The organism is Klebsiella sp. A-Nf5, from assembly GCF_002810545.1.
Taxonomy (GTDB): domain Bacteria; phylum Pseudomonadota; class Gammaproteobacteria; order Enterobacterales; family Enterobacteriaceae; genus Klebsiella; species Klebsiella variicola.
Map to the genome: position 1 here is coordinate 65,637 of NZ_PIOG01000023.1, position 20,873 is coordinate 86,509.

Sequence of the window (20,873 nt, forward strand, 5' to 3'; positions counted from 1 at the left end):
CAGAGAATCCAACACATGGACTTTTCCCGCTTTTTTATCGACAGGCCGATTTTCGCCGCGGTGCTGTCGATTTTAATTTTTATCACCGGGTTAATCGCTATCCCGCTGCTGCCGGTGAGCGAATATCCGGACGTCGTCCCGCCGAGCGTCCAGGTGCGCGCGGAGTATCCCGGCGCCAACCCGAAAGTGATTGCCGAGACCGTGGCGACGCCGCTGGAGGAAGCGATCAACGGCGTTGAAAACATGATGTACATGAAATCGGTCGCTGGCTCCGACGGCGTGCTGGTCACCACCGTCACCTTCCGCCCGGGTACCGACCCGGATCAGGCGCAGGTTCAGGTGCAGAACCGGGTCGCGCAGGCGGAAGCGCGTCTGCCGGAGGATGTACGCCGTCTGGGCATCACCACCCAGAAACAGTCTCCGACGCTGACCCTGGTGGTGCATCTGTTTTCGCCAAACGGTAAGTACGACTCGCTGTATATGCGCAACTACGCCACGCTGAAAGTGAAGGATGAGCTGGCGCGCCTGCCCGGCGTCGGCCAGATCCAGATTTTTGGCTCCGGTGAATATGCGATGCGCGTCTGGCTGGATCCCAATAAGGTCGCTGCCCGCGGTCTGACGGCCTCGGATGTGGTGACGGCGATGCAGGAGCAAAACGTCCAGGTGTCTGCCGGACAGCTTGGCGCCGAGCCGCTGCCGCAGGAGAGCGATTTCCTGATCTCCATTAATGCCCAGGGCCGTCTGCATACTGAAGAAGAGTTTGGCAATATCATTCTGAAAACGGCGCAGGACGGCTCGCTGGTCCGCCTGCGCGACGTGGCGCGCATCGAGATGGGTTCCGGCAGCTATGCGCTGCGCTCCCAGCTCAACAATAAGGATGCGGTCGGGATCGGTATCTTCCAGTCACCGGGGGCTAACGCCATCGATCTGTCCAACGCGGTACGCGCCAAAATGGCCGAGCTGGCCACCCGTTTCCCGGAAGATATGAAATGGGCGGCGCCGTACGACCCGACGGTTTTCGTGCGCGACTCCATCCGCGCGGTGGTGCAGACGCTGCTGGAAGCAGTGGTGCTGGTGGTGCTGGTGGTGATCCTGTTCCTGCAGACCTGGCGCGCGTCGATTATCCCATTGATCGCCGTGCCGGTATCGGTGGTAGGGACCTTCAGCATTCTCTATCTGCTGGGCTTCTCTCTGAATACCCTGAGCCTGTTCGGGCTGGTACTGGCTATCGGTATCGTGGTGGACGACGCCATCGTGGTGGTGGAGAACGTCGAGCGTAATATCGAAGAGGGATTGGCTCCCCTGCAGGCGGCGCACCAGGCGATGCGTGAGGTCTCCGGGCCGATTATCGCCATTGCACTGGTGCTGTGTGCGGTGTTCGTGCCGATGGCGTTTCTCTCCGGGGTCACCGGCCAGTTCTACAAACAGTTCGCGGTGACCATCGCCATCTCGACGGTGATCTCGGCCATCAACTCGCTGACGCTCTCCCCGGCGCTGGCGGCCCTGTTGTTAAAGCCGCACGGCGCTAAGAAAGACCTCCCTACCCGGCTGATCGATCGTCTGTTTGGCTGGATTTTCCGTCCGTTTAACCGCTTTTTCCTGCGCAGCTCGAACGGCTATCAGGGACTGGTGAGCAAAACGCTCGGACGCCGTGGCGCGGTGTTTGTGGTGTATTTGCTGCTGCTCTGCGCCGCTGGGGTGATGTTTAAAGTCGTCCCCGGCGGGTTTATTCCCACCCAGGACAAGCTGTATCTCATTGGCGGCGTGAAGATGCCGGAAGGTTCGTCGCTGGCGCGCACCGATGCGGTGATCCGCAAAATGAGCGAGATCGGGATGAATACCGAAGGGGTCGATTATGCGGTCGCCTTCCCGGGTCTTAACGCACTGCAGTTCACCAACACGCCGAATACCGGGACGGTCTTTTTTGGCCTCAAACCGTTCGATCAGCGCAAACACTCGGCGGCGGAAATTAACGCGGAGATCAACGCCAAAATCGCGCAAATTCAGCAGGGCTTTGGCTTCTCCATCCTGCCGCCGCCGATTTTAGGACTGGGCCAGGGCTCCGGCTATTCGCTCTACATCCAGGATCGCGGTGGGCTGGGCTATGGCGCGCTGCAAAGCGCGGTGAATGCGATGTCCGGGGCGATTATGCAGACGCCGGGGATGCACTTCCCGATCTCGACCTACCAGGCTAACGTGCCGCAGCTGGACGTGCAGGTCGATCGCGATAAGGCGAAAGCGCAGGGGGTGTCGCTGACCGATCTGTTCGGCACGCTGCAGACCTATCTCGGCTCGTCTTATGTCAATGACTTTAACCAGTTCGGGCGTACCTGGCGCGTGATGGCCCAGGCTGACGGACCATTCCGCGAGAGCGTGGAAGATATTGCTAATCTGCGCACCCGCAATAATCAGGGTGAAATGGTGCCGATCGGCAGTATGGTGAATATCAGTACCACCTACGGGCCGGATCCGGTGATCCGCTACAACGGTTATCCGGCGGCGGACCTGATTGGCGATGCCGATCCGCGGGTCCTCTCTTCTTCGCAGGCGATGACGCATCTTGAGGAGCTGTCGAAGCAGATCCTGCCGAATGGGATGAATATTGAGTGGACGGATCTGAGCTTCCAGCAGGCCACCCAGGGCAACACGGCGCTGATCGTCTTCCCGGTGGCGGTGCTGCTGGCGTTCCTCGTGCTGGCCGCGCTGTATGAAAGCTGGACCCTGCCTCTGGCGGTGATCCTTATCGTACCGATGACGATGCTCTCCGCGCTGTTTGGCGTCTGGCTGACTGGCGGCGATAACAACGTCTTCGTGCAGGTGGGTCTGGTGGTCCTGATGGGCCTGGCCTGTAAAAACGCCATTCTGATCGTCGAGTTTGCCCGCGAGCTGGAGATCCAGGGGAAAGGCATCATGGAAGCGGCGCTGGAGGCATGCCGCCTGCGTTTGCGCCCGATCGTGATGACCTCCATCGCCTTTATCGCCGGGACCATTCCGCTGATCCTCGGCCATGGCGCGGGGGCGGAAGTCCGCGGTGTCACCGGGATCACGGTGTTCTCCGGGATGCTGGGCGTGACGCTGTTCGGTCTGTTCCTGACACCGGTGTTTTACGTGACGCTGCGAAAACTGGTGACCCGCAGGAAGCCGGTCCAGGAGGATCTGCCCGCCTAACCTGCAGCAGATAACAAAAAACCGCCTTCACAATTGAAGGCGGTTTTTTTTCGTCACCAGAAAATGATTAATGCGCTTTTTTAAAGCGGGCGATCATTTCCGGCACCGGGTCGCAGCCGCTGCTATCGCCATTTTTCACCGCCTCCAGCGCGCTGGCCACGGTGTGACGAGCAAGGACATTTAGCGAAGCCTGCTCTGCTTCATCGGCAATCGATTTGAAGTACCAACAGGCGTTGGCGCTGACCACACAGCGGGCCGGAACTTCGGGACGCGACGCCCACAGCTTTTTATCTTCAATAACCGAAAGATAGATATCACGCAGGGTGATCTTGTCCGCCGGGCGGCCAAGATGAATAGAGCCGTTACGGCCAAGCGTGGAGACGATGATGCCGTCACGAGTAAGCGGAACCATTAGTTTACGGATAAAGCTCGGGTTCGCTTCCAGTCCGTAGGCCAGAATCGCACTCGTCGAACGTTCACCCATCTGCTCCGCCATTGCTACGCTGAGAACCATCTGCAAAGCTGTCGGGAAGCGGTAATCTAACATGGTATTGTCCTGGGTTGCGGTGAATCTTGTTCTTTTTGGCACCGCAGAGGTGAATAATCAATGAACAACAATATAACAAATACGGGAATTTTTTTGAAGCAATCTGCGGTTAGCCTGCGAAGTAAATTTTCTGATTTCACGGGCGAAGGCGGGGCAAACACAGATTCCCTTTCGTACCGTTTTATTTAACGCAAACGCCATCTTTTGTTCCGCTAGCCGCACCCTGTCGCCCGGCGACCTGTCCACACCAGCGGCGCCTAACCCTGTGGATAACCTGGAGGCAGTTGCCTGGCAGCCGCAGCCCGGGCGGGCTACCGGCTGCCGTTCGTTTTTTGAACAGGAGAAATGCCATCGCCGGGCTGCACGCTGAGCGCCAGAGTCACCACCGCGGCGGAGGGAAGCCCCTACCCCACTCAGTAATTCCACTTCGGCCGCGCCACCGTGTTTTTCTTCAGCAGGTCGCGGAACGCTTTCAGGTAGGGCTCATTGCTGCGCCCGCGCTTACAGATGGCCGAGAATGGCGACTGAAAGCCAAACTCGTTGGGCAGCAGCACCCGCAGGCGGTTCTCTTTGATCCACGGCCAGGCGTAATGCTCCGGCAGATAGCCAATATATTTCCCCGAGAGGATCAGCAGCAGCTGGGCGTCGACGGTCTCGACGGTGGCGCTGCCTTTGCTGAAGCCCCGGCGGCGCAGGTCACTGGTGTTCCAGTAGCTGCGGGTCACCAGCGGGCACTGGCTGATCTGCTCTTTATCCAGCTGACGGCTGAAGAACATCGGGTGCAGATCGCTGCAGTAGAGCCAGTGCTGTTCGCGGTACAGCGGCTCGCTGATGATGTTATGCACCTGCGAGTTGTAACTGCCGATGGCCAGGTCGATATGGTTGTTCAGCACGCCGTTCAGTTGCTCCGCCGGGGTGCGAATAATCAGTTTGATATGCACATGGGGAAATTTGTCGCTGAAGCTGCGCAGAACCACCGGCAGCGAGAGCGCCGTTTCGGTCTCGATGGAGTCGAGCGTCGAGATGCACAGGGTACCGCTGTGCTCCCCTTTGAGCAGCGCCGACTGCCGCTCCAGCTCATTGAGTTCGCTCAGCACGCGGATCGCCTGCTGTAAAAACTGCTGACCTTTCTCGGTCAGGGAAAAGCCGCCGCGCCCGCGCTGGCAGAGGGTGAAGCCGAGCTGTCCCTCCAGCTGCGACATGGCATTGCTGATGGCGGAGACCGAAATGCCCAGCTCCTGCTGGGCCCGGCTGTAGCTCTCCAGGCGGGCCACCGCCTCGAAAACCTGCAGCTGTCGAATATTAAGGCTGGCGTCGTGATGCATCGTATTTAGTTCACCAATAAATGAACTGAGTATTTACGTCAGACGATGTAAAGTCCAGCGCGGGTTGCGCACTATCTCTCCTGTTACGTTTCATCCGTCAGATTCAGGAGCAGACATGGATAACCTCTTTCACCAACCGCAGGGTGGCAATGAGATGCCACGCTTCGCCGGCCGCGCCACAATGATGCGCCTGCCGTTTATCGAAGATTTACAGGGACTTGACGCGGCATTTGTCGGCATTCCGCTGGATATCGGCACCTCGCAGCGCTCAGGCACGCGCTACGGACCGCGCTATATTCGCGCCGAATCGGTGATGATCCGTCCGTACAATATGGCAACCGGCGCCGCACCGTTCGACTCGCTGTCGGTGGCCGACATCGGCGATGTGCCGATCAATACCTACAGCTTGCTCAAATCGGTGCAAATTATCGAAGATTACTACACCGGTTTGAATAGTTATCCGCTGATCCCGCTGACCCTCGGCGGGGACCACACCATTACCCTGCCGATCCTGCGGGCGCTGACCAAAAAACATGGTCCGGTGGGGCTCATCCACGTCGACGCCCATACCGATACCAATGATGAGATGTTCGGAGAGAAAATCGCCCACGGCACCACCTTCCGCCGCGCCGTTGAGGAGGGACTGCTCGACCTCAAACGGGTGGTGCAGATTGGCCAGCGCGCCCAGGGCTACGCCGCCGGCGACTTCCAGTGGGGCGTTGACCAGGGCTTTCGCCTGGTGCAGGCGGAGCAGTGCTGGCATACCTCGCTGGCGCCGCTGATGGCCGAAGTTCGTCAGCAGATGGGCGACGGGCCGGTGTATCTCAGCTTTGATATCGACAGCCTCGATCCCATCTGGGCCCCGGGAACCGGGACGCCGGAAGTCGGCGGCCTGACCTCCATTCAGGCGCTGGAGATCGTCCGCGGCTGCCGCGGCCTGAACCTGATTGGCGCCGATCTGGTCGAGGTCTCGCCCCCCTATGACGTGAGCGGCAATACCTCCCAGCTGGCGGCCAACCTGCTGTACGAGATGCTCTGCGTCCTGCCCGGCGTGAAGTACGCCTGAGGAAGCCGCCATGGAGCTGAAATGCTTTCGCACCCTCTGGGGAGTCACCACCCCCTGGTCGCAAACGCTGGATGAACTGCAGCGCGTCGGCTGCTGCGGTATCGAAGCCCGCGTGCCGTTAACGGTGGCCGAACGGCGGCAGCTCGCCGACCGCCTGCAGGCGTCAGGGCTGGAGTATATCGCCATTCTTTTCAGCGGCGGCGGAGTGCTCCCCGCCCAGCATGAAACGCCGGAGCAGCATCTGGCACGCCTGCAGACCCGCTTCGCCGAGGCCAGCAGCCTCAACCCGCGCTTTGTCAATCTGCTGGCGGGCAACGATCGCTGGCCGCTGGCGCAGCAGGTCGATTTTCTCGGCAAGGCGCACGAGCTGGCCGCCGGGTTTGGTTTGACCTGCAGCTTTGAAACCCATCGCGCCACCTCGCTGTACAGCCCGTGGCTCACACTGGAGATTATTCAGCAGCTCCCCCAGTTGCGCTTTACCGCCGACATCAGCCACTGGGTGGTGGTCAGCGAGCGCCTGCTGGATGACCCCTGCGATGACTTCAGCGCCTTTATCGACCGCGTGCATCACGTGCAGGCTCGGGTGGGCTACGACCAGGGGCCGCAGGTGCCGCACCCGGCGGCGCCGGAGTATCAGCCGGCGCTGACTTTTGCCGAGCGCTTCTGGCAGCAAATCTGGCATTCACAGCGCCAGCGCGGCTACCCGCAGACCACGCTGACCCCTGAGTTTGGCGCCGACGGCTATCTGCACCATCTGCCGTTCACCAACGTCCCGGTGGCCGATCTCTGGTCGCTCAACGCCTGGATGGTCGCGCGCCAGCAGGCCCACTTTCAGCAGTTTTTAACGCTCACTGAACAGGAACCGCAGCCATGACCGCCGTGAAGCACGCTTTTACTGAACTCCCGACCATCGATATCCGCGATCTGGCCGGCGACGATCTCGCCAGGCGCCAGGCGGTGGCCGACGCCATCGGCCGCGCGGCGCGCGAGGTGGGCTTTTTCTACATCACCGGCCACGGCATCGACCCGGCGCTGATCGCCGGCGTCCGCGAGGCGGCGAAGCAGATCTTCGCCCTGCCGATGGAGGAGAAGATGAACTATTACATCGGCCACTCCAAAAGCCATAAGGGCTACGTTCCGGAAGGAGAAGAGATCTACGGCTCCGGCAAGCCGGACCATAAAGAGGCCTTCGATATCGGCTTCCAGGCAGCGGATGACCATCCGCTGGTGCTCGCCGGCACGCCGCTGATCGGCGCCAACGAGTGGCCCGATCTGCCGGATTTCCGCGCGCGGGTGCTGGCCTACTATGATGCAGTCTTCGCCCTCGGCCACCGTCTGTTTGACGCTTTCGCCCTCGCGCTCGGCCTGCCGGAAGGGTATTTCAAACCGATGGTGACCTGCCCACCGGCCAAGCTGCGGCTGATCCATTACCCGTTCGACGCCAGCGTCGAAGATGTTCCCGGAATTGGTGCACATACCGACTATGAGTGCTTCACCCTGCTGCTCGCCGACCAGCCCGGGCTTGAAGTCCTCAATGAAGAAAGCGTGTGGATCGATGCACCTCCCGTCAAGAACGCCGCCGGAGAAGAGGCGTTCGTGATCAATATCGGCGACATGCTGGAAGTGCTCAGCGCTGGCACATTTGTTGCTACAGCCCACCGGGTGCGCAAAGTGCCGCAGGAGCGGTACTCCTTCCCGCTGTTTTTCGCCTGTGATTACCACACGCTGATCCGCCCGCTGCCGACTTTTCTCGCCGCTGGCGAAGCCGGTGAATATCAGGAGCTCAGCATCGGGGAGCATATGTGGAGCCAGGCGCTGCAAACCTATCGCTACCTGCGTGAGAAGGTCAATCGCGGTGAACTTCAGCTACCGGAGCGCGCGCGCGGCACCAATACGTTTGGCCATTTGAAAAAACAGGCACAGCAAAAAAACCCCTAACCACCCGTGAGGAACCATGATGACTAGCACCCTGAAAAAAATCTCGCGCCGTGTCGCGCTTACCCTCGCCGTCAGCGCCTGTTTTTCCCCTGTCACCCAGGCGGCGGAACTGCTGACCGAGGGCGTCTTTAAGGTGGGGATGGAGGTCACCTACCCGCCGTTTGAGTCCTATGACAGCAATAACAACATCGTCGGTCTCGACCCGGATTTTGCCGCGCTGATCGCCCAACATCTGCAGGCCAAACCGCAGCTGATCGACACCAAGTTCACCAGCCTGATCCTCGGCATCGGCAAGAAATATGATGCGGTGATCTCCGGGATGTACGTAACGCCGGAACGCCAGAAGCAGGCCGACGCCATCCCTTACGCCCTCTCCGGCGCGTCGATCATCGCCCTGAAGGGCGGCGCGGTGCAGCCGAAAACCGAAGATGAGCTCTGCGGTGTGAAGGTCGGTCTGCAGGCAGGCACTACCTGGGTGACCAGCCTGAAAAAACACTCCGATGAGTGGTGCCTGAAAAACGGCAAACCGGCCATCACCATTCAGGAGTTCCCGACGGCGCCGGAAGCCTCGCAGGCGCTGCTGTCGAAGAACATCGGCGCCCAGCTTGAGATTGCCCCGGCGGCGCAGATCATCGTCGACAAGAGCCGCGGCCGCCTGGGGATAAGCTCTACGCGCCTGGTCTACCCGCTGCCGCTGGGGATCTACGTCGCCAAAGGCAACACCGAGCTGGCGGAGGCGATTAAGGCCACCCTGGCCACGCTGAAAGCCAACGGCCAATATGCCGCGCTGATCAAGAAATACAACTTAGAAAGCATCGATTAAAACAATAAGCACTGCGCAACAGGAGTCAGTATGGCGTTCGATTGGGGATACTTTTTTTCATTGTTTAGCATTGGAGCATTCTGGCAGGCGTGCGTGACCGTGATCGTGGTCAGCACCTTGTCCTGGGGGATCGGCCTGGTGGTCGGTTTTCTGTTAGCCTGCGCGAAGCTCTCCGCGCCGCGCTGGGTCAAGATCCCCGTCGAACTCTATATCTGGTTTTTTCGCAGCGTGCCGCTGATGGTGCTGCTGGTGTTTGTCTACAACCTGCCGCAGCTGTTTCCGGTGACCCAGCCGCTGCTCGGGGTGCCGTTTATCGCCGGGCTGGTGTCGATGACCGTCACCGAAGCGGCCTATATGGCGGAGATCCACCGCGGCGGACTGCTGTCGGTGGCCAAGGGGCAGAGCGAGGCGGGCCATGCGCTGAGCTTCAGCTTTATCGGCATCCAGCGGCTGATTGTTATTCCTCAGGCGTTTCGCATCTCGCTGCCGACGCTGATCAATGAATACATCACCATCATTAAGCTGAGCTCGATTCTGTCGGTGGTCTCCTTACCCGAACTGCTGCTCACCGGCCAGCGCTTATATGCGCAGAATTTTCTCGTGATGGAGACCCTGCTGGCGGTGGCGGTGTACTACGTGATGGTGGTTACCGTCTTCACCTGGCTGTTCCGGGCGCTGGAAAATCGTCTCGATATTCAGCGTAAGCGTCCGCAAACCCTCAGCGAGGCGGAATGCCAGGCGCTGCGCCAGAGCCTGCCGGCGCTGACGGAGGAGATCAAAACCCCGGCCGTCAACGGCGCGCCGCCAGCGCTCGATCTGCGGGGCATCCGCAAATCCTGGGGTCAGCATGAGGTGCTGAAAGGCATCGATCTGCAGGTGGAGAACGGGGAGGTGATCAGCATCATCGGCCCGTCCGGCTCCGGCAAAACCACCCTGATCCGCACCATCAACGCCCTCGAAAGCATTGATGGCGGGGAGATCATTCTCTACGGCGAAGACTATCTGAAAGGCGGAGCCATCGTTGATAAGCGCCAGATGCGCGCCGGGGTGCGGCGCATCGGCATGGTCTTCCAGAGCTTCAACCTGTTCCCCCACCGTACGGTGCTCGACAACGTGATGCTGGCCCCGCGCTATCACCAACTGCTGGACCAGCCGGTCGCCAGAGAACAGGCCCTGGTGCTGCTCGACCGCGTCGGCCTGCTGGCCCATGCCCACAAATACCCCTGGCAGCTCTCCGGCGGCCAGCAGCAGCGCGTGGCGATCGCCCGGGCGCTGGCGCTGAAGCCGGACATTATGCTGTTTGACGAGCCAACCTCGGCGCTGGATCCGGAGCTGGTAGGCGAAGTACTGAAGGTCATTCAGTCGCTGGCCCGCGAAGGCATGACCATGCTGATTGTCACTCACGAGATGGACTTCGCCCTGTCGATTTCCGACCGCGTAGTGCTGATGGAGAACGGCGTGGTGCAGGCCGATATCGCCCCGCAGGTGATCCGCAGCCCGCTGGAGGCCCCTTCTCTGCAACGAATCCGTGAATTTATGGGAGTACGCTAAATGGCAACTGAGCAACACCTGCGCCAGCAGCTGGCCGCCGCCTACCGGCTGGCAGCGCTGTTCGGCTGGGAGGATACCCTCTACACCCACTTCTCCGTGCGCCTGCCCGGCGATGGCGAGCCGCGTTTTTTAATTAACCCCTTCGGCATGATGTTTGACGAAGTCACCGCCAGCAACCTGATCGTGGTGGATATGCAGGGCAAGGTCGTAGAGGGCGACGCGCCAGCTAACTCGGCGGGGTTCACCATCCACAGCGCGGTGCATATGGCCCGGGAAGACGCCCACTGCGTGATCCACACCCATACGCTGCCGGGAATGGCGGTGGCCGCCTGCGAGGACGGCCTGCTGCAGCTCAACCAGATCAGCACCGAGTTTTACCAGCGCGTCGGCTACCATCCCTATGAAGGGGTGGCTTTTGACCTCGACGAACGGGCGCGCATCCAGCGCTCGCTGGGGAATAATATCGCCATGATCCTGCAGAGCCACGGCCTGCTGTCGGTGGGCCGCACCGTGGCTGACGCGTTTTACATCATGTACTACCTGAACCGCGCCTGCGAGATCCAGATGGCCACCGCCCAGCTGGCGGCCCTCAGCCCGATCCACACCATCGCTCCGCACCTCAGCCAGCACGCCTGCGAGCAGCTGATGGGCGTGGAGCATGAACGTCAACAGGTCTGGCAGGCGTGGCTGCGCCGTCTTGACCGTCTCGATACCTCTTACAAAGACTAACGCCTATGTCTGATATCACTATCGTTGTGGATTGTAACGACGCGGATTTCGCCCGCGATATTTGCGCCGCCCTGCAGCAGTTTCCCGACGTCACGGCGCTTCTGCCCCATCACCAGGCGGCGCGCGACGCCCAGTACGCCAGCTGCTGGTTCCCGGACCCGCAGCTGCTGAGCCGCTCGCCGGGGCTGAAGCTGATCCAGGCCGCGTCCGCCGGGGTCGATCATCTGCCGCCCGCGCTGTTCGCCAGCGAGATCCCGCTGTGCCGGGTGATCGATGAAGATTTTCGCCACGGCATGTTCGAATATGCCCTGTGGAGCGTCCTGTGGTTTCAGCGCCATTTCGACCGGGCGCTGGCCCACCAGCGAACCCAAACCTGGAAGCTCTATCCCCAGCGCGCCGCCGCCGACTTCCATATCGGCATTATGGGTCTGGGCGAAATTGGCGGCTATATCGCTGACCAGCTGGCCCGCCTCGGCTATCGGGTCTCCGGCTGGTCGCGCAGTGAAAAGCAGCTGGCTGGCGTCACCTGCTATCGCGGCGAGGAGGCGCTCGGCAACTTCCTTGGGTCGCTTGACGGGCTGATTAACCTCCTGCCGCTCACCGCGCAGACCCGCGGTATCCTCGCCGCACCGCTGTTCAACCAGCTACCCGCCGGGGCGGTGTTGATCAACTGCGGCCGCGGGGAGCATATGGTCAATGAAGATGTGCTGGCGGCGCTGGAGAGCGGACAGCTCGCCGGGGCGGTGCTCGACGTCTTCCCGCAGGAGCCATTGCCGGCGGACGATCCGCTGTGGCGCCATCCGCAGGTGGTCATCACCCCGCATATGGCCTCTGCGGCCCCTGCTGAGGTGATCGCCCGCCAGCTGCTGGAGAACATTCAGCGCCAGCGCCGTGGACTGCCGCTGAAAAACCTGGTCAATAAGCACGCCGGTTACTGATCCCCAACCATACCGCCGCTGCTACGCTTAATGGGAGATCCACAACCAGAAGGCAGGAACATGAAGATTGATTTAGCGGGGAAAGTCGCACTGGTCACCGCCTCCACGGCGGGGATTGGCTTCGCCATTGCCAAAGGCCTGGCGGAGAGCGGCGCAGAGGTCATCATTAACGGGCGCAGCGAGCAAAGCGTGAACGCCGCGATCGCTCGTCTGCAAAATGAGGTGCCGGGCACGAAGGCGCGCCCCGCCATCGCCGACCTCAGCGACGCCGACGGCGCAGCCCAGCTGCTGCGGGCGGTGACCGGCGTCGATATTCTGGTCAATAACGCCGGGATCTATGGCCCGCAGGATTTCTACGCCACCGACGACGCGACCTGGGACAACTACTGGCAGACCAACGTCATGTCCGGCGTACGCCTGTCGCGGGGGCTGCTCCCGGCGATGGTCAGTAAAGGCTGGGGGCGGGTGGTGTTTATCTCCTCAGAATCGGCGCGCAATATCCCGGCGGACATGATCCATTATGGCGTGACCAAGACCGCGCAGCTGTCGCTGGCCCGCGGCCTGGCGAAATATGTCGCCGGCAGCGGAGTGACCGTTAACAGCGTACTGCCAGGGCCGACGATTTCCGACGGCTTTGCCGAGATGCTGAAAGACGACGTGGCGAAAACCGGCCAGTCGCTGGAGGAACTGGCGAAAGCGTTTGTCATGACCCATCGTCCGAGTTCGGTGATCCAGCGGGCGGCCTCGGTGGAAGAGGTCGCCAATATGGTGGTCTACATCTGCTCGCCGCAGGCATCGGCCACCTCCGGCGCCGCGCTGCGCGTCGACGGCGGCGTGGTGGATGATATTCTCTGAATCGCAGGGGAGACCCTCTCCCCTCTTAGCTCAGCGGTTAACCGCGAATTTTCCACTTCCGTTTGAGAACACTTTTGTCCTGGCTATCCAGCCACTGGTTCACTTTCTCCAGCAGCGCCGGGTTATCTTTATTCATCATATACACTTTGTCGCTGGCAGTGCCGGCAAACGGCGTTTCGTTAGCAACGCAGAACACGCCGGGCTCTTTGCTCTGATAGTAGTCGCCTTCGATCAGGTCAGTCACCATCATATCGGCCGTTTTCTGCCGCAGCGCCTCCAGGTTGTCGACGTTGTTCTGCACGCGAATGATCTGCGCCTGCTTAATATGCTCATCGACAAAGCTCTGGTTTGTGCCGCCAGGGTTGACGACCACCTTCACCTCCGGGCGGTCAATCTTCTCCAGCGAGCCGAGCCGCGGGGCGGCCTGGCAGTTGGCTAAGGCGATTTTACCGTTTGCCACTACCGGGTGGCTGAGGGCGAAGTCCTTCGCCCGCGCCGGAGTCTGCGTCACGCCGCCCATCGCAATATCAAACTTGTCCGCCTGCAGATCGGCGGCGAGCACGGGCCAGCTGGTGTAGACGAAGCTCACCTTCAGCCCCAGCGTGCGCCCGAGATCGCGGGCCATGTCCACGTCATAGCCCTGCAGCTCGCCGGCGGCATTGCGAAACGCCAGCGGGGCATAATCGCCCGGCACGCCCACCTTCAGCTCACCGCTGTGCTCGATGGTTTGCATATCACGCGCCTGGGCGCCGCAGGTCATTATCGCCAGCGTCAGCGCCAGCCCCACCGTCAGTTTCATCTCGCCATCCTTATCGTTATCGGGTTTTCGCGCCGGGGTGATCGGCCGCTTATCAGTCAACACCATCCGCAGCATGTGCCAGGGCATTCATCCTATTTTTAATCATCGGGACATACAACCCGGCGTGGGGCAAAATGATAATTAATCTTCTTTCTCGCTACGAGCTTGCTGGTTGTTTTGACTTTCAGTAAAATGCCCCGCAGCACATTCATATTTTATTGCTGGCCATACGTTTAATATATTATTTCTTATCGCTTGTTTTACCTTCCCCTTATGATTTAATAGTTGAATGTTAAATCACAACCTTCTGATTAATAACTAAAAACACTTCATGCAACAACTTTCGTTAGGATTTTTCTAATGATCCTGCTTATCATCTTATTTACTCCTCCCTCCTCCAGCAGTAATACTTAGTTACAGAAGCAGTGTATAAGGAAATACATTATGATTATTATCATTTCCGCCAATAAATTTTTTATTAACGGCATCCGGTCTCTTGTTAACATGACCATGAGTGCTCAACGTCGGTATAGTCAAACATTGTTTCTGGATAATATTTCTGACGTGAATGAGAAAAGTCTAACCATAGCCAGAACCATTATCGTGGACTATAGCCACCCGGACATTCAACAATTAGCCGCACTGCTCTATCGTAAAAAAAAGATCATTCATGGCGATATCGTTTTTGTCGTTAAAAGTGAGATTCTTGCCGATCCAGTCGAAAACATTATCATAAACTCTATTTCGACGATCGTGCTTGATTATATAGATGTTACCCAACGGCTGCAGAAATATTTACAGAATGCGTCTGATCATCGCTGTATTAAAGTGTTCAGAAAATCAATTAGCTCGCTGGACAGTTGTGTCAATATTAAACTTACGAAACAGGAGGACTCTCTTCTCCCCTACATCATCTCAGGTTTAAATAATAAAAAAATTGCTCAGGCCACCGATCTTAGCAATATGATGATCAGTCACTATCGGAGAAACATCTACCAGAAACTCAATGTCCGCAATATCGCAGGTCTGTATCATTTCCTGCACTCCCTGGAGGGGGGATAAGTACGCTTTATGGCTATCACAACAACAGAGCTAACGGCTTACGCAGCGTCAATGAGTATGCCTGGCTATTAGCTTCCCAGGGTCACAACAGAAGGAATTGGCTATGAAAATGAAATCACTTTGCCTGGCAATGGCACTCGTCGGCTTGACCTCACACTATGCCACTGCGGCGGACGGTACGCTGAATTTTGTCGGTAAAATTGTCAACTCAACTTGCGAACTGGAAGGCGCCAATGCGCAAGGTGTCATTGAGGTTAAGATGGGCTCTGTTCCGCTGTCTAAATTAAAAAATGATACCAATGGTACCGGACCAGAAGTTGGGGTCAATATTAGCGTCAAAAATTGTGAAGAGGGCACGTACTATATTGTGCTCGACGGCGCATCAGCCACCGACGCGCCTATCACTAACGTACTGGCTCTCGATGCGGATCCGGATTCGGCTGAAAAAGTCGGCATTAAGCTAACCGCCCGCGATAATACCCCAGTCACGCTCGATAAACCTTTCGATCCCGACGTCGACCCGAGCATTACGATCGATGCCGATGGCGGCTCCGGTACCTTCAACCTGAAAGCCTATTACTACACCTGGGATAAAACAAACGTCAAAGCTGGCGACGGCAATGCGACCGCCAGGTTTACCATTATGCAGAACTAACTCTTGGCCAGGGACGGCACGACGCGGATAAGGGGTAAGATATGAAAACGCTGCTGGCAGTGATCATAGGCGCTTTGGCTTTTCAGACCCAGGCGGCCATTACCATCGATGCCTCACGGGTCATTTATTCGGGCAAAGATAAATCGGCCAGTCTGAAAATTAACAACCGAAGCAGCAAAAACTATATCGTCCAGACCTGGCTTGATACGGGTCCGGAGACCCCCAGCAGCGGCTTACCCATTGTGGCAACGCCGCCCCTGGTCAAATTACGCCCCGAGCAATCGGCACAACTTCGCTTTATTTACTCAGGAACCGGTCTTCCTGTCGACAGGGAAAGTCTGTTTTGGGTGAATATTCAGGAGGTCCCTCCTGCGCCTGAGGGGAATAACATTCTGCAGTTCGCGATTCGCACCCGATTAAAACTATTTTATCGCCCGCAAGGGATTGCCACATCGTTGACCAAAGCTGTTGAAAATCTGCAGTGGCAGCAAAGCGCTAACACGTTATCTTTTACTAACAACAGTCCACTGCATGTTACTGTTATTAATGCCGAGGTGATCGATAACAAAGGCAAAATCTATCCTCTGAAAAATTTTATGTTGCTGCCGTACAGTCATCACGCTGTCAATATCGCCAGCATGCAGCGCTTGCACAAAATGAAATATATTAATGATTACGGCGCCGTTGTTGATATTCCAATAAAAAAATAAACGTCGCACCTCTTTAGGGAGATAGAGTGATGGACGATATTAAATTACGCTATTTTGCCAGCGCATGGTTAATCTCCGTCACGTTACCGGCAGACAGTGCGGAACGCTACAATGCCCAGTTTGTGAACGGTATCGACCCGCTGGCTTTTAATCAGTTTGTCGCCAGCGATAGCGACGTCATACCGGGCACCTATGACGTTAATATTTACATTAACGATCTGCTAGTGGACAGTCGTCCCGTTCGCTTTTCAGAGGATAGCGCACACGGCGGGTTGGCCCCCTGCCTGAGCGCGGCGGAATATATCCGCTATGGAGTCAAGATTAATGATGACCACCAGCCCTGTTTCGCTCTGTCGCAGACGATCGGCCAGGCAGAGCAACAGCTGGATATCGCTAATCATCGGCTGATCATTCATATCCCTCAGCAATATATTGAGCACTATCCCCGTGACTATGTTTCCCCCATGCGCTTTGATGAAGGTATTAACGCTGCTTTCGTCAACTACAGCTATTCTACCGATGCCAATAATGGCGACAGGGGCAGTCACCAGTATCAATATCTTTCGCTAAACAGCGGGATCAATATTGCATCGTGGCGATTTCGCAATAATGCTTACTGGAATAAGTTCAGCGGGCAGGCGGATAAGTGGCAAAGTATCGCCAGTTGGGCGGAAACGAACATCATTCCCTGGCGCAGCCGGCTTGTCGTCGGCCAGACCAGTACCGACAACAGCGTCTTCGATAGCGTCCAGTTTCGCGGCGTACAGCTTGGCACCGACGCCGAAATGCGCCCCAGCAGCCAGACCGGCTTCGCGCCGGTCATTCGAGGTGTGGCCAACAGCAATGCCCGGGTGGAAGTACGGCAGAACAACTATCTGATTTACAGCGAGAACGTCCCAGCCGGTCCCTTTGAGCTAAATGATATCAGCGCCGTTAACCGCAGCGGTGATTTCTACGTGACCGTCATTGAAGCCGACGGTAGCCAGACGACCTTTACTGTCGCTTACACCACCCTGCCACAGCTGGTGCGGGCAGGCCAATGGAATTATCAGCTGTCGGCGGGGAAGTATCATGACGGCGCTGACGGCTATGCTCCCGCCCTGATGCAAAGTTCGCTCTCTTATGGCCTGAATAATACCTTCACACTATACGGTGGCGCCCTTGCAGCAGAGAACTATCGCGCCGGCGCCTTTGGCATCGGTAGCAATCTGGGGGAGATTGGCGCCCTCTCAGCCGACTATACGCTGGCGGGAACGACGCTGGCGAGTGGCCAGCGCAAGCAGGGAGGGAGCGTGCGTTTTCTGTATGCTAAATCCTTTTTATCGAGCAAGACCGACTTTCAAATCGCGGGCTACCGTTACTCAACCGCAGGTTATTATAGCCTCAGCGATGCGGTTAACGAGCGTCGACGCTGGCACAATGGCCTGTACGAAAATGATTACTGGCCCTCAGACGAAGACGAAAGCTGGCAGGCAAGCGCTCCCCAACACTATTACACGTCCTGGTTTTATAATAAAAAGCATCGCTTTGATATTTCTGCCCGGCAAACTCTCGGTAAGAACAGCGCTTTCTTCCTTAACTTCAGCCAGCAAAATTACTGGAATAGCTCAGGAAGCGATATCTCTCTGCAAGCGGGCTTTAATACCACTATCCATAACGTGAACTATGGTCTGTACTATCAGAATACGCGTAGCCACTTCACGCATGACGACAACAGCATCACATTGCGCGTTTCCATCCCTTTTACTCTGCAAGAAAACCGCCGGATCAATACCGCATTTACCCTCGCCCACAGTAAATCTTCTGGCACTTCCGGGCAGGCTGGGGTAAACGGCGCTCTGCTCGATGATGGTCGCCTGAGCTGGGCCGTCACCAGCGCCTATGACGACACCAGCCATACCACCAACAGCGCCAGCCTGGGTTATCTCGGCCAATACGGTAACCTATATACCGGCTACGCCTACAGCAAAAGCAACCGTCAGGCGAGTCTGAATCTGAGCGGCGGCGTGGTGGCACACCGCGGCGGCGTTACCCTCTCGCAACCGCTGGGATCAACCTTTGCGCTGGTGGAAGCCAAAGACGCTCAGGGGGTAGGGATAGAGAATCAGACCGGCGTGCGCATCGATCCATTCGGCTACGCTGTCGTACCACAAAGCGTTCCCTATCGGGTCAATTCTGTCGCTCTCAACCCTCAGGACTTCGATGCCTTTCTTGATGTCCCTAACGCAGTGGCGGATACCGTGCCTACCCGCGGGGCAATTACCCGGGTGCGCTTTGATACATTCCGGGGATATAGCGTGCTGATCCATACCACCCTCGCCGACGGGAGCTATCCACCATTGGGCGCACAGCTCTATCGCGCCAGTGGGATCAGCAATGGTCTGGTCGGCCCGGGAGGGGAAGTTTATGTCAGCGGCGTCGATTCAGGCGAAAAGCTGCAGATGAAATGGGGCGAAACGCACCAGCAAAGCTGCGAAATCACCCTGCCCGAACTGCGCCAGGAGCCTCAGCAGGCGACGGCCTGGCGTGAATTATCCTTAATCTGCACAGTAACCCCCACGAGGTAATTATGCGCCGACTTAGCGATACGTTATTTCTGACATGGCTTTCCTTTCTGTTCATGCTGAGCGCCTTCCCGGCGCAGGCGCTGACCTGCAAGACCACCTCGTCCACGATCAGCGAAGTCGTGAATATCGAGAACATCATTAAAGTCTCCAGCAGCGAGCTTATTGCCAATAAAAAGATATGGGTCTCCAGTCCTATTACCGCCACCTTCACCTGCGAAGATACTGATAATTTTCCGAACGGTGAAAGCGCTTATTTCTGGCTGGATCCGGAAAATAAAGCCAGCAGCTTGCCCAACTTTATCCAAATAGGCATTACTTACAACGGCGTCGACCATCTGCTACAAAATAAAACATCCGTGGAGATTGGCCCGGCGACGCTGTGTGATAAAAGCGGTAATACCTGCAAGTCCCCGGCCATTGCGCAGACATTCAGCCTGGTTTACCAGGTCTATATCGTCTCGACGGGCCGCAGCGTGACCGGGGATGGTAAAATAGCCGATAACCTTAAATTGTCGCTTTTTCAGGTAGATGGTCAAGGCGGTCTACGTAACGGCACCGCTGGCGCCAACTATAATCTTTTCATTACCGGCCTGAACCGTATCAGCACGATGGCCTGCGTCCCCACGGTATCTATTTCGCCAAGCGAAATTAACTTTGGCGATATTCCTGCCGGTAACGCCCGACCGGGCTACTATGAAAAAACACGCCCATTTACCGTCACCTATGGTCTGGTCAAGCAGGGTAACGGCAGTGAATGCGGGACCGAACCTATGCTGACTACGTTTAGCTCCACCAATACGGTACAGGAGAGCGCCATTATTTTGCCACAGCCGGATAGCGGCTTCGGCATCGTCATCTCGCCAAACGCCAGCATGCTTCCACGTATTGAGATGAATGCTCCGATTCACTTTACGCTGGCAACTGGCGCGACCCTCGCGAGCACCTATACGGCGGGGCTGCTCTGGTTGTCGAGAACGCCGAAGCTGGGTCCTTTTTCCGCGACGGCCAAAATCACCGTGACCTTTGAATAACGCCGCACCGGGTTAGTTATACTCCAGGGCGAAGGTAACCATGCTGTTGGCCGTGCCCGCCCCCACCGTGGCGTCAGTCTGCACATACTGGGCGTTAAAATTGATCGCTTCGGCGGTACCGGCGTTGGCGCCGGTCACCCTTTTCAGGATCGGCAAGTTGCTGGCCTCATTGATCTTAACGCTGGTGCCATCAGAGACCGCCGCGCCGGGGTTATTGCCGTAGGTCAGCTTCACGCCGACGCCGCTGGCGCTGTTGCTGGCCTTGCTCAGGGCCAGGGTATCGCTCTCCACGCTGACGCCGAAAAAGCCGATGCGCACGTCGGTCGGCGACGGGCAGAACACCGGAATCGAAAAGCGCTTCGCCTGGCCGCCGGTGCTCCCTTTGCCGTGAAACTCCGCCCGGTTTACCGTGCCCAGAGTGACCTGGATCGTCGACGTCGCTACCTGACAGCTGCCGCTGCTGCCGATGTCCACGTTCAGGGCGGCCATATCGAGACTGACCGGCGCGCTGGCGACATAGCCGGCGCTCCCGCTGGCCTGCTGCTCAATGGTCATCTCCCCCACCTGCGGCAGCGACGGCGAGTTGGTATGCGTCCCGTCCGCCAGCTGCACCGTCCCGGTTTTATAGAAGGTCACCGCGATCCTGACCGTGGTTTGCTGCTGCGTCATCAGCGCCGGGAGCATTGCACTGTCGCACACCACCACCGACTCGCCGCCCGCGGAGTGGCTGCCGTCGATAGCGCGCATCGGGCCGCCCGCGCACTGAAAGCTGAGCGAGTAACCGATGCCGTCGATGGCGCTGGGGTAGACGTGCTGTCCGTTAATTACCACCGGCGCGCCGCCGGTTTTCAGTTGCTTATAGACGATGCGTTTGGCGCTCGCCGTCGGCAGCTGCAGGTCGCAGGAAAAAGGGATCCCGCTGCCGTTATCCGCCATCGCGCTGGTCATCTGGGTATTGACCGGCAGCGTGGGTAAATATTTGATATTGGGAATATTGACCGTGGTCTGGCCGATATTCGCGCGGCAGGTTTCAGCCCGCACGCCGGGGAGGTAACCACTCAGCGCCAGCAGAAAGAGAACAGGAAGTAGACGAAGAACAGATTTCATAG

At 57.9% G+C, this 20,873-nt stretch carries 17 protein-coding genes and 1 pseudogene; 14 read left to right on the forward strand and 4 right to left on the reverse strand.

The window, feature by feature from the left end; genetic code table 11:
• Positions 1–15: 15 nt before the first annotated feature.
• On the forward strand, positions 16–3,168 hold the full coding sequence (gene oqxB / locus CWM53_RS01340; RefSeq protein WP_074387814.1) for a multidrug efflux RND transporter permease subunit OqxB: 3,153 nt from the start codon (positions 16–18) through the stop codon (positions 3,166–3,168).
• A gap of 67 nt (positions 3,169–3,235) precedes the next feature.
• On the opposite strand, the gene CWM53_RS01345 is transcribed toward oqxB, so the two are convergent.
• Both CWM53_RS01345 and CWM53_RS01350 read right to left on the reverse strand, forming a co-directional pair.
• Positions 3,236–3,715, reverse strand: coding sequence for an RrF2 family transcriptional regulator (locus CWM53_RS01345; RefSeq protein WP_008806108.1), 480 nt, complete (start codon positions 3,713–3,715; stop codon positions 3,236–3,238).
• Positions 3,716–4,128: 413 nt separating this feature from the next.
• A complete protein-coding gene (locus tag CWM53_RS01350) occupies positions 4,129–5,040 on the reverse strand; it encodes a LysR family transcriptional regulator (protein ID WP_002914199.1) in 912 nt (303 codons plus the stop codon).
• Between the two features lie 115 nt (positions 5,041–5,155).
• Between CWM53_RS01350 and speB the strand changes: the two genes are divergently transcribed.
• From speB to CWM53_RS01390, 8 genes are read left to right on the forward strand one after another with little or no spacing between them, the layout of a single operon-like run.
• Positions 5,156–6,106, forward strand: coding sequence for an agmatinase (gene speB / locus CWM53_RS01355; RefSeq protein WP_004145693.1), 951 nt, complete (start codon positions 5,156–5,158; stop codon positions 6,104–6,106).
• Positions 6,107–6,116: 10 nt separating this feature from the next.
• A complete protein-coding gene (locus CWM53_RS01360; RefSeq protein WP_100730378.1) occupies positions 6,117–6,980 on the forward strand; it encodes a sugar phosphate isomerase/epimerase family protein in 864 nt (287 codons plus the stop codon).
• On the forward strand, positions 6,977–8,044 hold the full coding sequence (locus CWM53_RS01365; RefSeq protein WP_004145695.1) for an isopenicillin N synthase family dioxygenase: 1,068 nt from the start codon (positions 6,977–6,979) through the stop codon (positions 8,042–8,044). Before CWM53_RS01360 ends, CWM53_RS01365 begins: the two co-directional genes overlap by 4 nt.
• A gap of 19 nt (positions 8,045–8,063) precedes the next feature.
• On the forward strand, positions 8,064–8,867 hold the full coding sequence (locus tag CWM53_RS01370; protein WP_016161662.1) for an ABC transporter substrate-binding protein: 804 nt from the start codon (positions 8,064–8,066) through the stop codon (positions 8,865–8,867).
• Positions 8,868–8,897: 30 nt separating this feature from the next.
• Positions 8,898–10,418, forward strand: a complete 1,521-nt coding sequence (locus CWM53_RS01375; protein WP_074387812.1) for an amino acid ABC transporter permease/ATP-binding protein — start codon at positions 8,898–8,900, stop codon at positions 10,416–10,418.
• On the forward strand, positions 10,419–11,147 hold the full coding sequence (locus tag CWM53_RS01380) for a class II aldolase/adducin family protein (protein ID WP_004899997.1): 729 nt from the start codon (positions 10,419–10,421) through the stop codon (positions 11,145–11,147).
• 5 nt (positions 11,148–11,152) lie between these two features.
• Positions 11,153–12,085 carry a 2-hydroxyacid dehydrogenase gene (locus CWM53_RS01385; RefSeq protein WP_061153609.1) on the forward strand — a complete coding sequence of 311 codons (933 nt, stop codon included), beginning with the start codon at positions 11,153–11,155 and terminating at the stop codon, positions 12,083–12,085.
• Between the two features lie 60 nt (positions 12,086–12,145).
• A complete protein-coding gene (locus CWM53_RS01390) occupies positions 12,146–12,940 on the forward strand; it encodes an SDR family NAD(P)-dependent oxidoreductase (RefSeq protein ID WP_100730379.1) in 795 nt (264 codons plus the stop codon).
• A 37-nt stretch (positions 12,941–12,977) separates the two neighbouring features.
• Here CWM53_RS01390 and CWM53_RS01395 read toward each other — a convergent pair.
• Positions 12,978–13,830, reverse strand: a pseudogene (locus CWM53_RS01395) (transporter substrate-binding domain-containing protein).
• A 353-nt stretch (positions 13,831–14,183) separates the two neighbouring features.
• Between CWM53_RS01395 and CWM53_RS01400 the strand changes: the two are divergent.
• From CWM53_RS01400 to CWM53_RS01420, 5 genes are all read left to right on the forward strand, one after another.
• The gene (locus tag CWM53_RS01400; protein WP_074387810.1) at positions 14,184–14,801 is read left to right on the forward strand and encodes a LuxR C-terminal-related transcriptional regulator; all 618 of its coding nucleotides are present in this window, start codon (positions 14,184–14,186) and stop codon (positions 14,799–14,801) included.
• Positions 14,802–14,904: 103 nt separating this feature from the next.
• Positions 14,905–15,456, forward strand: coding sequence for a fimbrial protein (locus CWM53_RS01405; protein WP_074387809.1), 552 nt, complete (start codon positions 14,905–14,907; stop codon positions 15,454–15,456).
• A 41-nt stretch (positions 15,457–15,497) separates the two neighbouring features.
• Positions 15,498–16,166 (forward strand): molecular chaperone, encoded by a 669-nt coding sequence (locus CWM53_RS01410; protein WP_100632146.1) that lies wholly within the window; start codon positions 15,498–15,500, stop codon positions 16,164–16,166.
• A gap of 29 nt (positions 16,167–16,195) precedes the next feature.
• On the forward strand, positions 16,196–18,733 hold the full coding sequence (locus CWM53_RS01415) for a fimbria/pilus outer membrane usher protein (RefSeq protein WP_100730380.1): 2,538 nt from the start codon (positions 16,196–16,198) through the stop codon (positions 18,731–18,733).
• A 2-nt stretch (positions 18,734–18,735) separates the two neighbouring features.
• A complete protein-coding gene (locus tag CWM53_RS01420) occupies positions 18,736–19,764 on the forward strand; it encodes a fimbrial protein (RefSeq protein WP_074387807.1) in 1,029 nt (342 codons plus the stop codon).
• 12 nt (positions 19,765–19,776) lie between these two features.
• Here the strand turns inward: CWM53_RS01420 and CWM53_RS01425 are convergent, their stop codons facing one another.
• Positions 19,777–20,871, reverse strand: coding sequence for a fimbrial protein (locus CWM53_RS01425; protein WP_100730381.1), 1,095 nt, complete (start codon positions 20,869–20,871; stop codon positions 19,777–19,779).
• Positions 20,872–20,873: the final 2 nt, after the last annotated feature.

What these genes read in the sequence shown, in the direction of transcription:
- oqxB (WP_074387814.1), top strand. Translation starts at nt 16, where the DNA reads ATGGACTTTTCCCGCTTTTTTATCGACAGGCCGATTTTCGCCGCGGTG.
- CWM53_RS01345 (WP_008806108.1), bottom strand. Translation starts at nt 3,715, where the DNA reads ATGTTAGATTACCGCTTCCCGACAGCTTTGCAGATGGTTCTCAGCGTA.
- CWM53_RS01350 (WP_002914199.1), bottom strand. Translation starts at nt 5,040, where the DNA reads ATGCATCACGACGCCAGCCTTAATATTCGACAGCTGCAGGTTTTCGAG.
- speB (WP_004145693.1), top strand. Translation starts at nt 5,156, where the DNA reads ATGGATAACCTCTTTCACCAACCGCAGGGTGGCAATGAGATGCCACGC.
- CWM53_RS01360 (WP_100730378.1), top strand. Translation starts at nt 6,117, where the DNA reads ATGGAGCTGAAATGCTTTCGCACCCTCTGGGGAGTCACCACCCCCTGG.
- CWM53_RS01365 (WP_004145695.1), top strand. Translation starts at nt 6,977, where the DNA reads ATGACCGCCGTGAAGCACGCTTTTACTGAACTCCCGACCATCGATATC.
- CWM53_RS01370 (WP_016161662.1), top strand. Translation starts at nt 8,064, where the DNA reads ATGACTAGCACCCTGAAAAAAATCTCGCGCCGTGTCGCGCTTACCCTC.
- CWM53_RS01375 (WP_074387812.1), top strand. Translation starts at nt 8,898, where the DNA reads ATGGCGTTCGATTGGGGATACTTTTTTTCATTGTTTAGCATTGGAGCA.
- CWM53_RS01380 (WP_004899997.1), top strand. Translation starts at nt 10,419, where the DNA reads ATGGCAACTGAGCAACACCTGCGCCAGCAGCTGGCCGCCGCCTACCGG.
- CWM53_RS01385 (WP_061153609.1), top strand. Translation starts at nt 11,153, where the DNA reads ATGTCTGATATCACTATCGTTGTGGATTGTAACGACGCGGATTTCGCC.
- CWM53_RS01390 (WP_100730379.1), top strand. Translation starts at nt 12,146, where the DNA reads ATGAAGATTGATTTAGCGGGGAAAGTCGCACTGGTCACCGCCTCCACG.
- CWM53_RS01400 (WP_074387810.1), top strand. Translation starts at nt 14,184, where the DNA reads ATGATTATTATCATTTCCGCCAATAAATTTTTTATTAACGGCATCCGG.
- CWM53_RS01405 (WP_074387809.1), top strand. Translation starts at nt 14,905, where the DNA reads ATGAAAATGAAATCACTTTGCCTGGCAATGGCACTCGTCGGCTTGACC.
- CWM53_RS01410 (WP_100632146.1), top strand. Translation starts at nt 15,498, where the DNA reads ATGAAAACGCTGCTGGCAGTGATCATAGGCGCTTTGGCTTTTCAGACC.
- CWM53_RS01415 (WP_100730380.1), top strand. Translation starts at nt 16,196, where the DNA reads ATGGACGATATTAAATTACGCTATTTTGCCAGCGCATGGTTAATCTCC.
- CWM53_RS01420 (WP_074387807.1), top strand. Translation starts at nt 18,736, where the DNA reads ATGCGCCGACTTAGCGATACGTTATTTCTGACATGGCTTTCCTTTCTG.
- CWM53_RS01425 (WP_100730381.1), bottom strand. Translation starts at nt 20,871, where the DNA reads ATGAAATCTGTTCTTCGTCTACTTCCTGTTCTCTTTCTGCTGGCGCTG.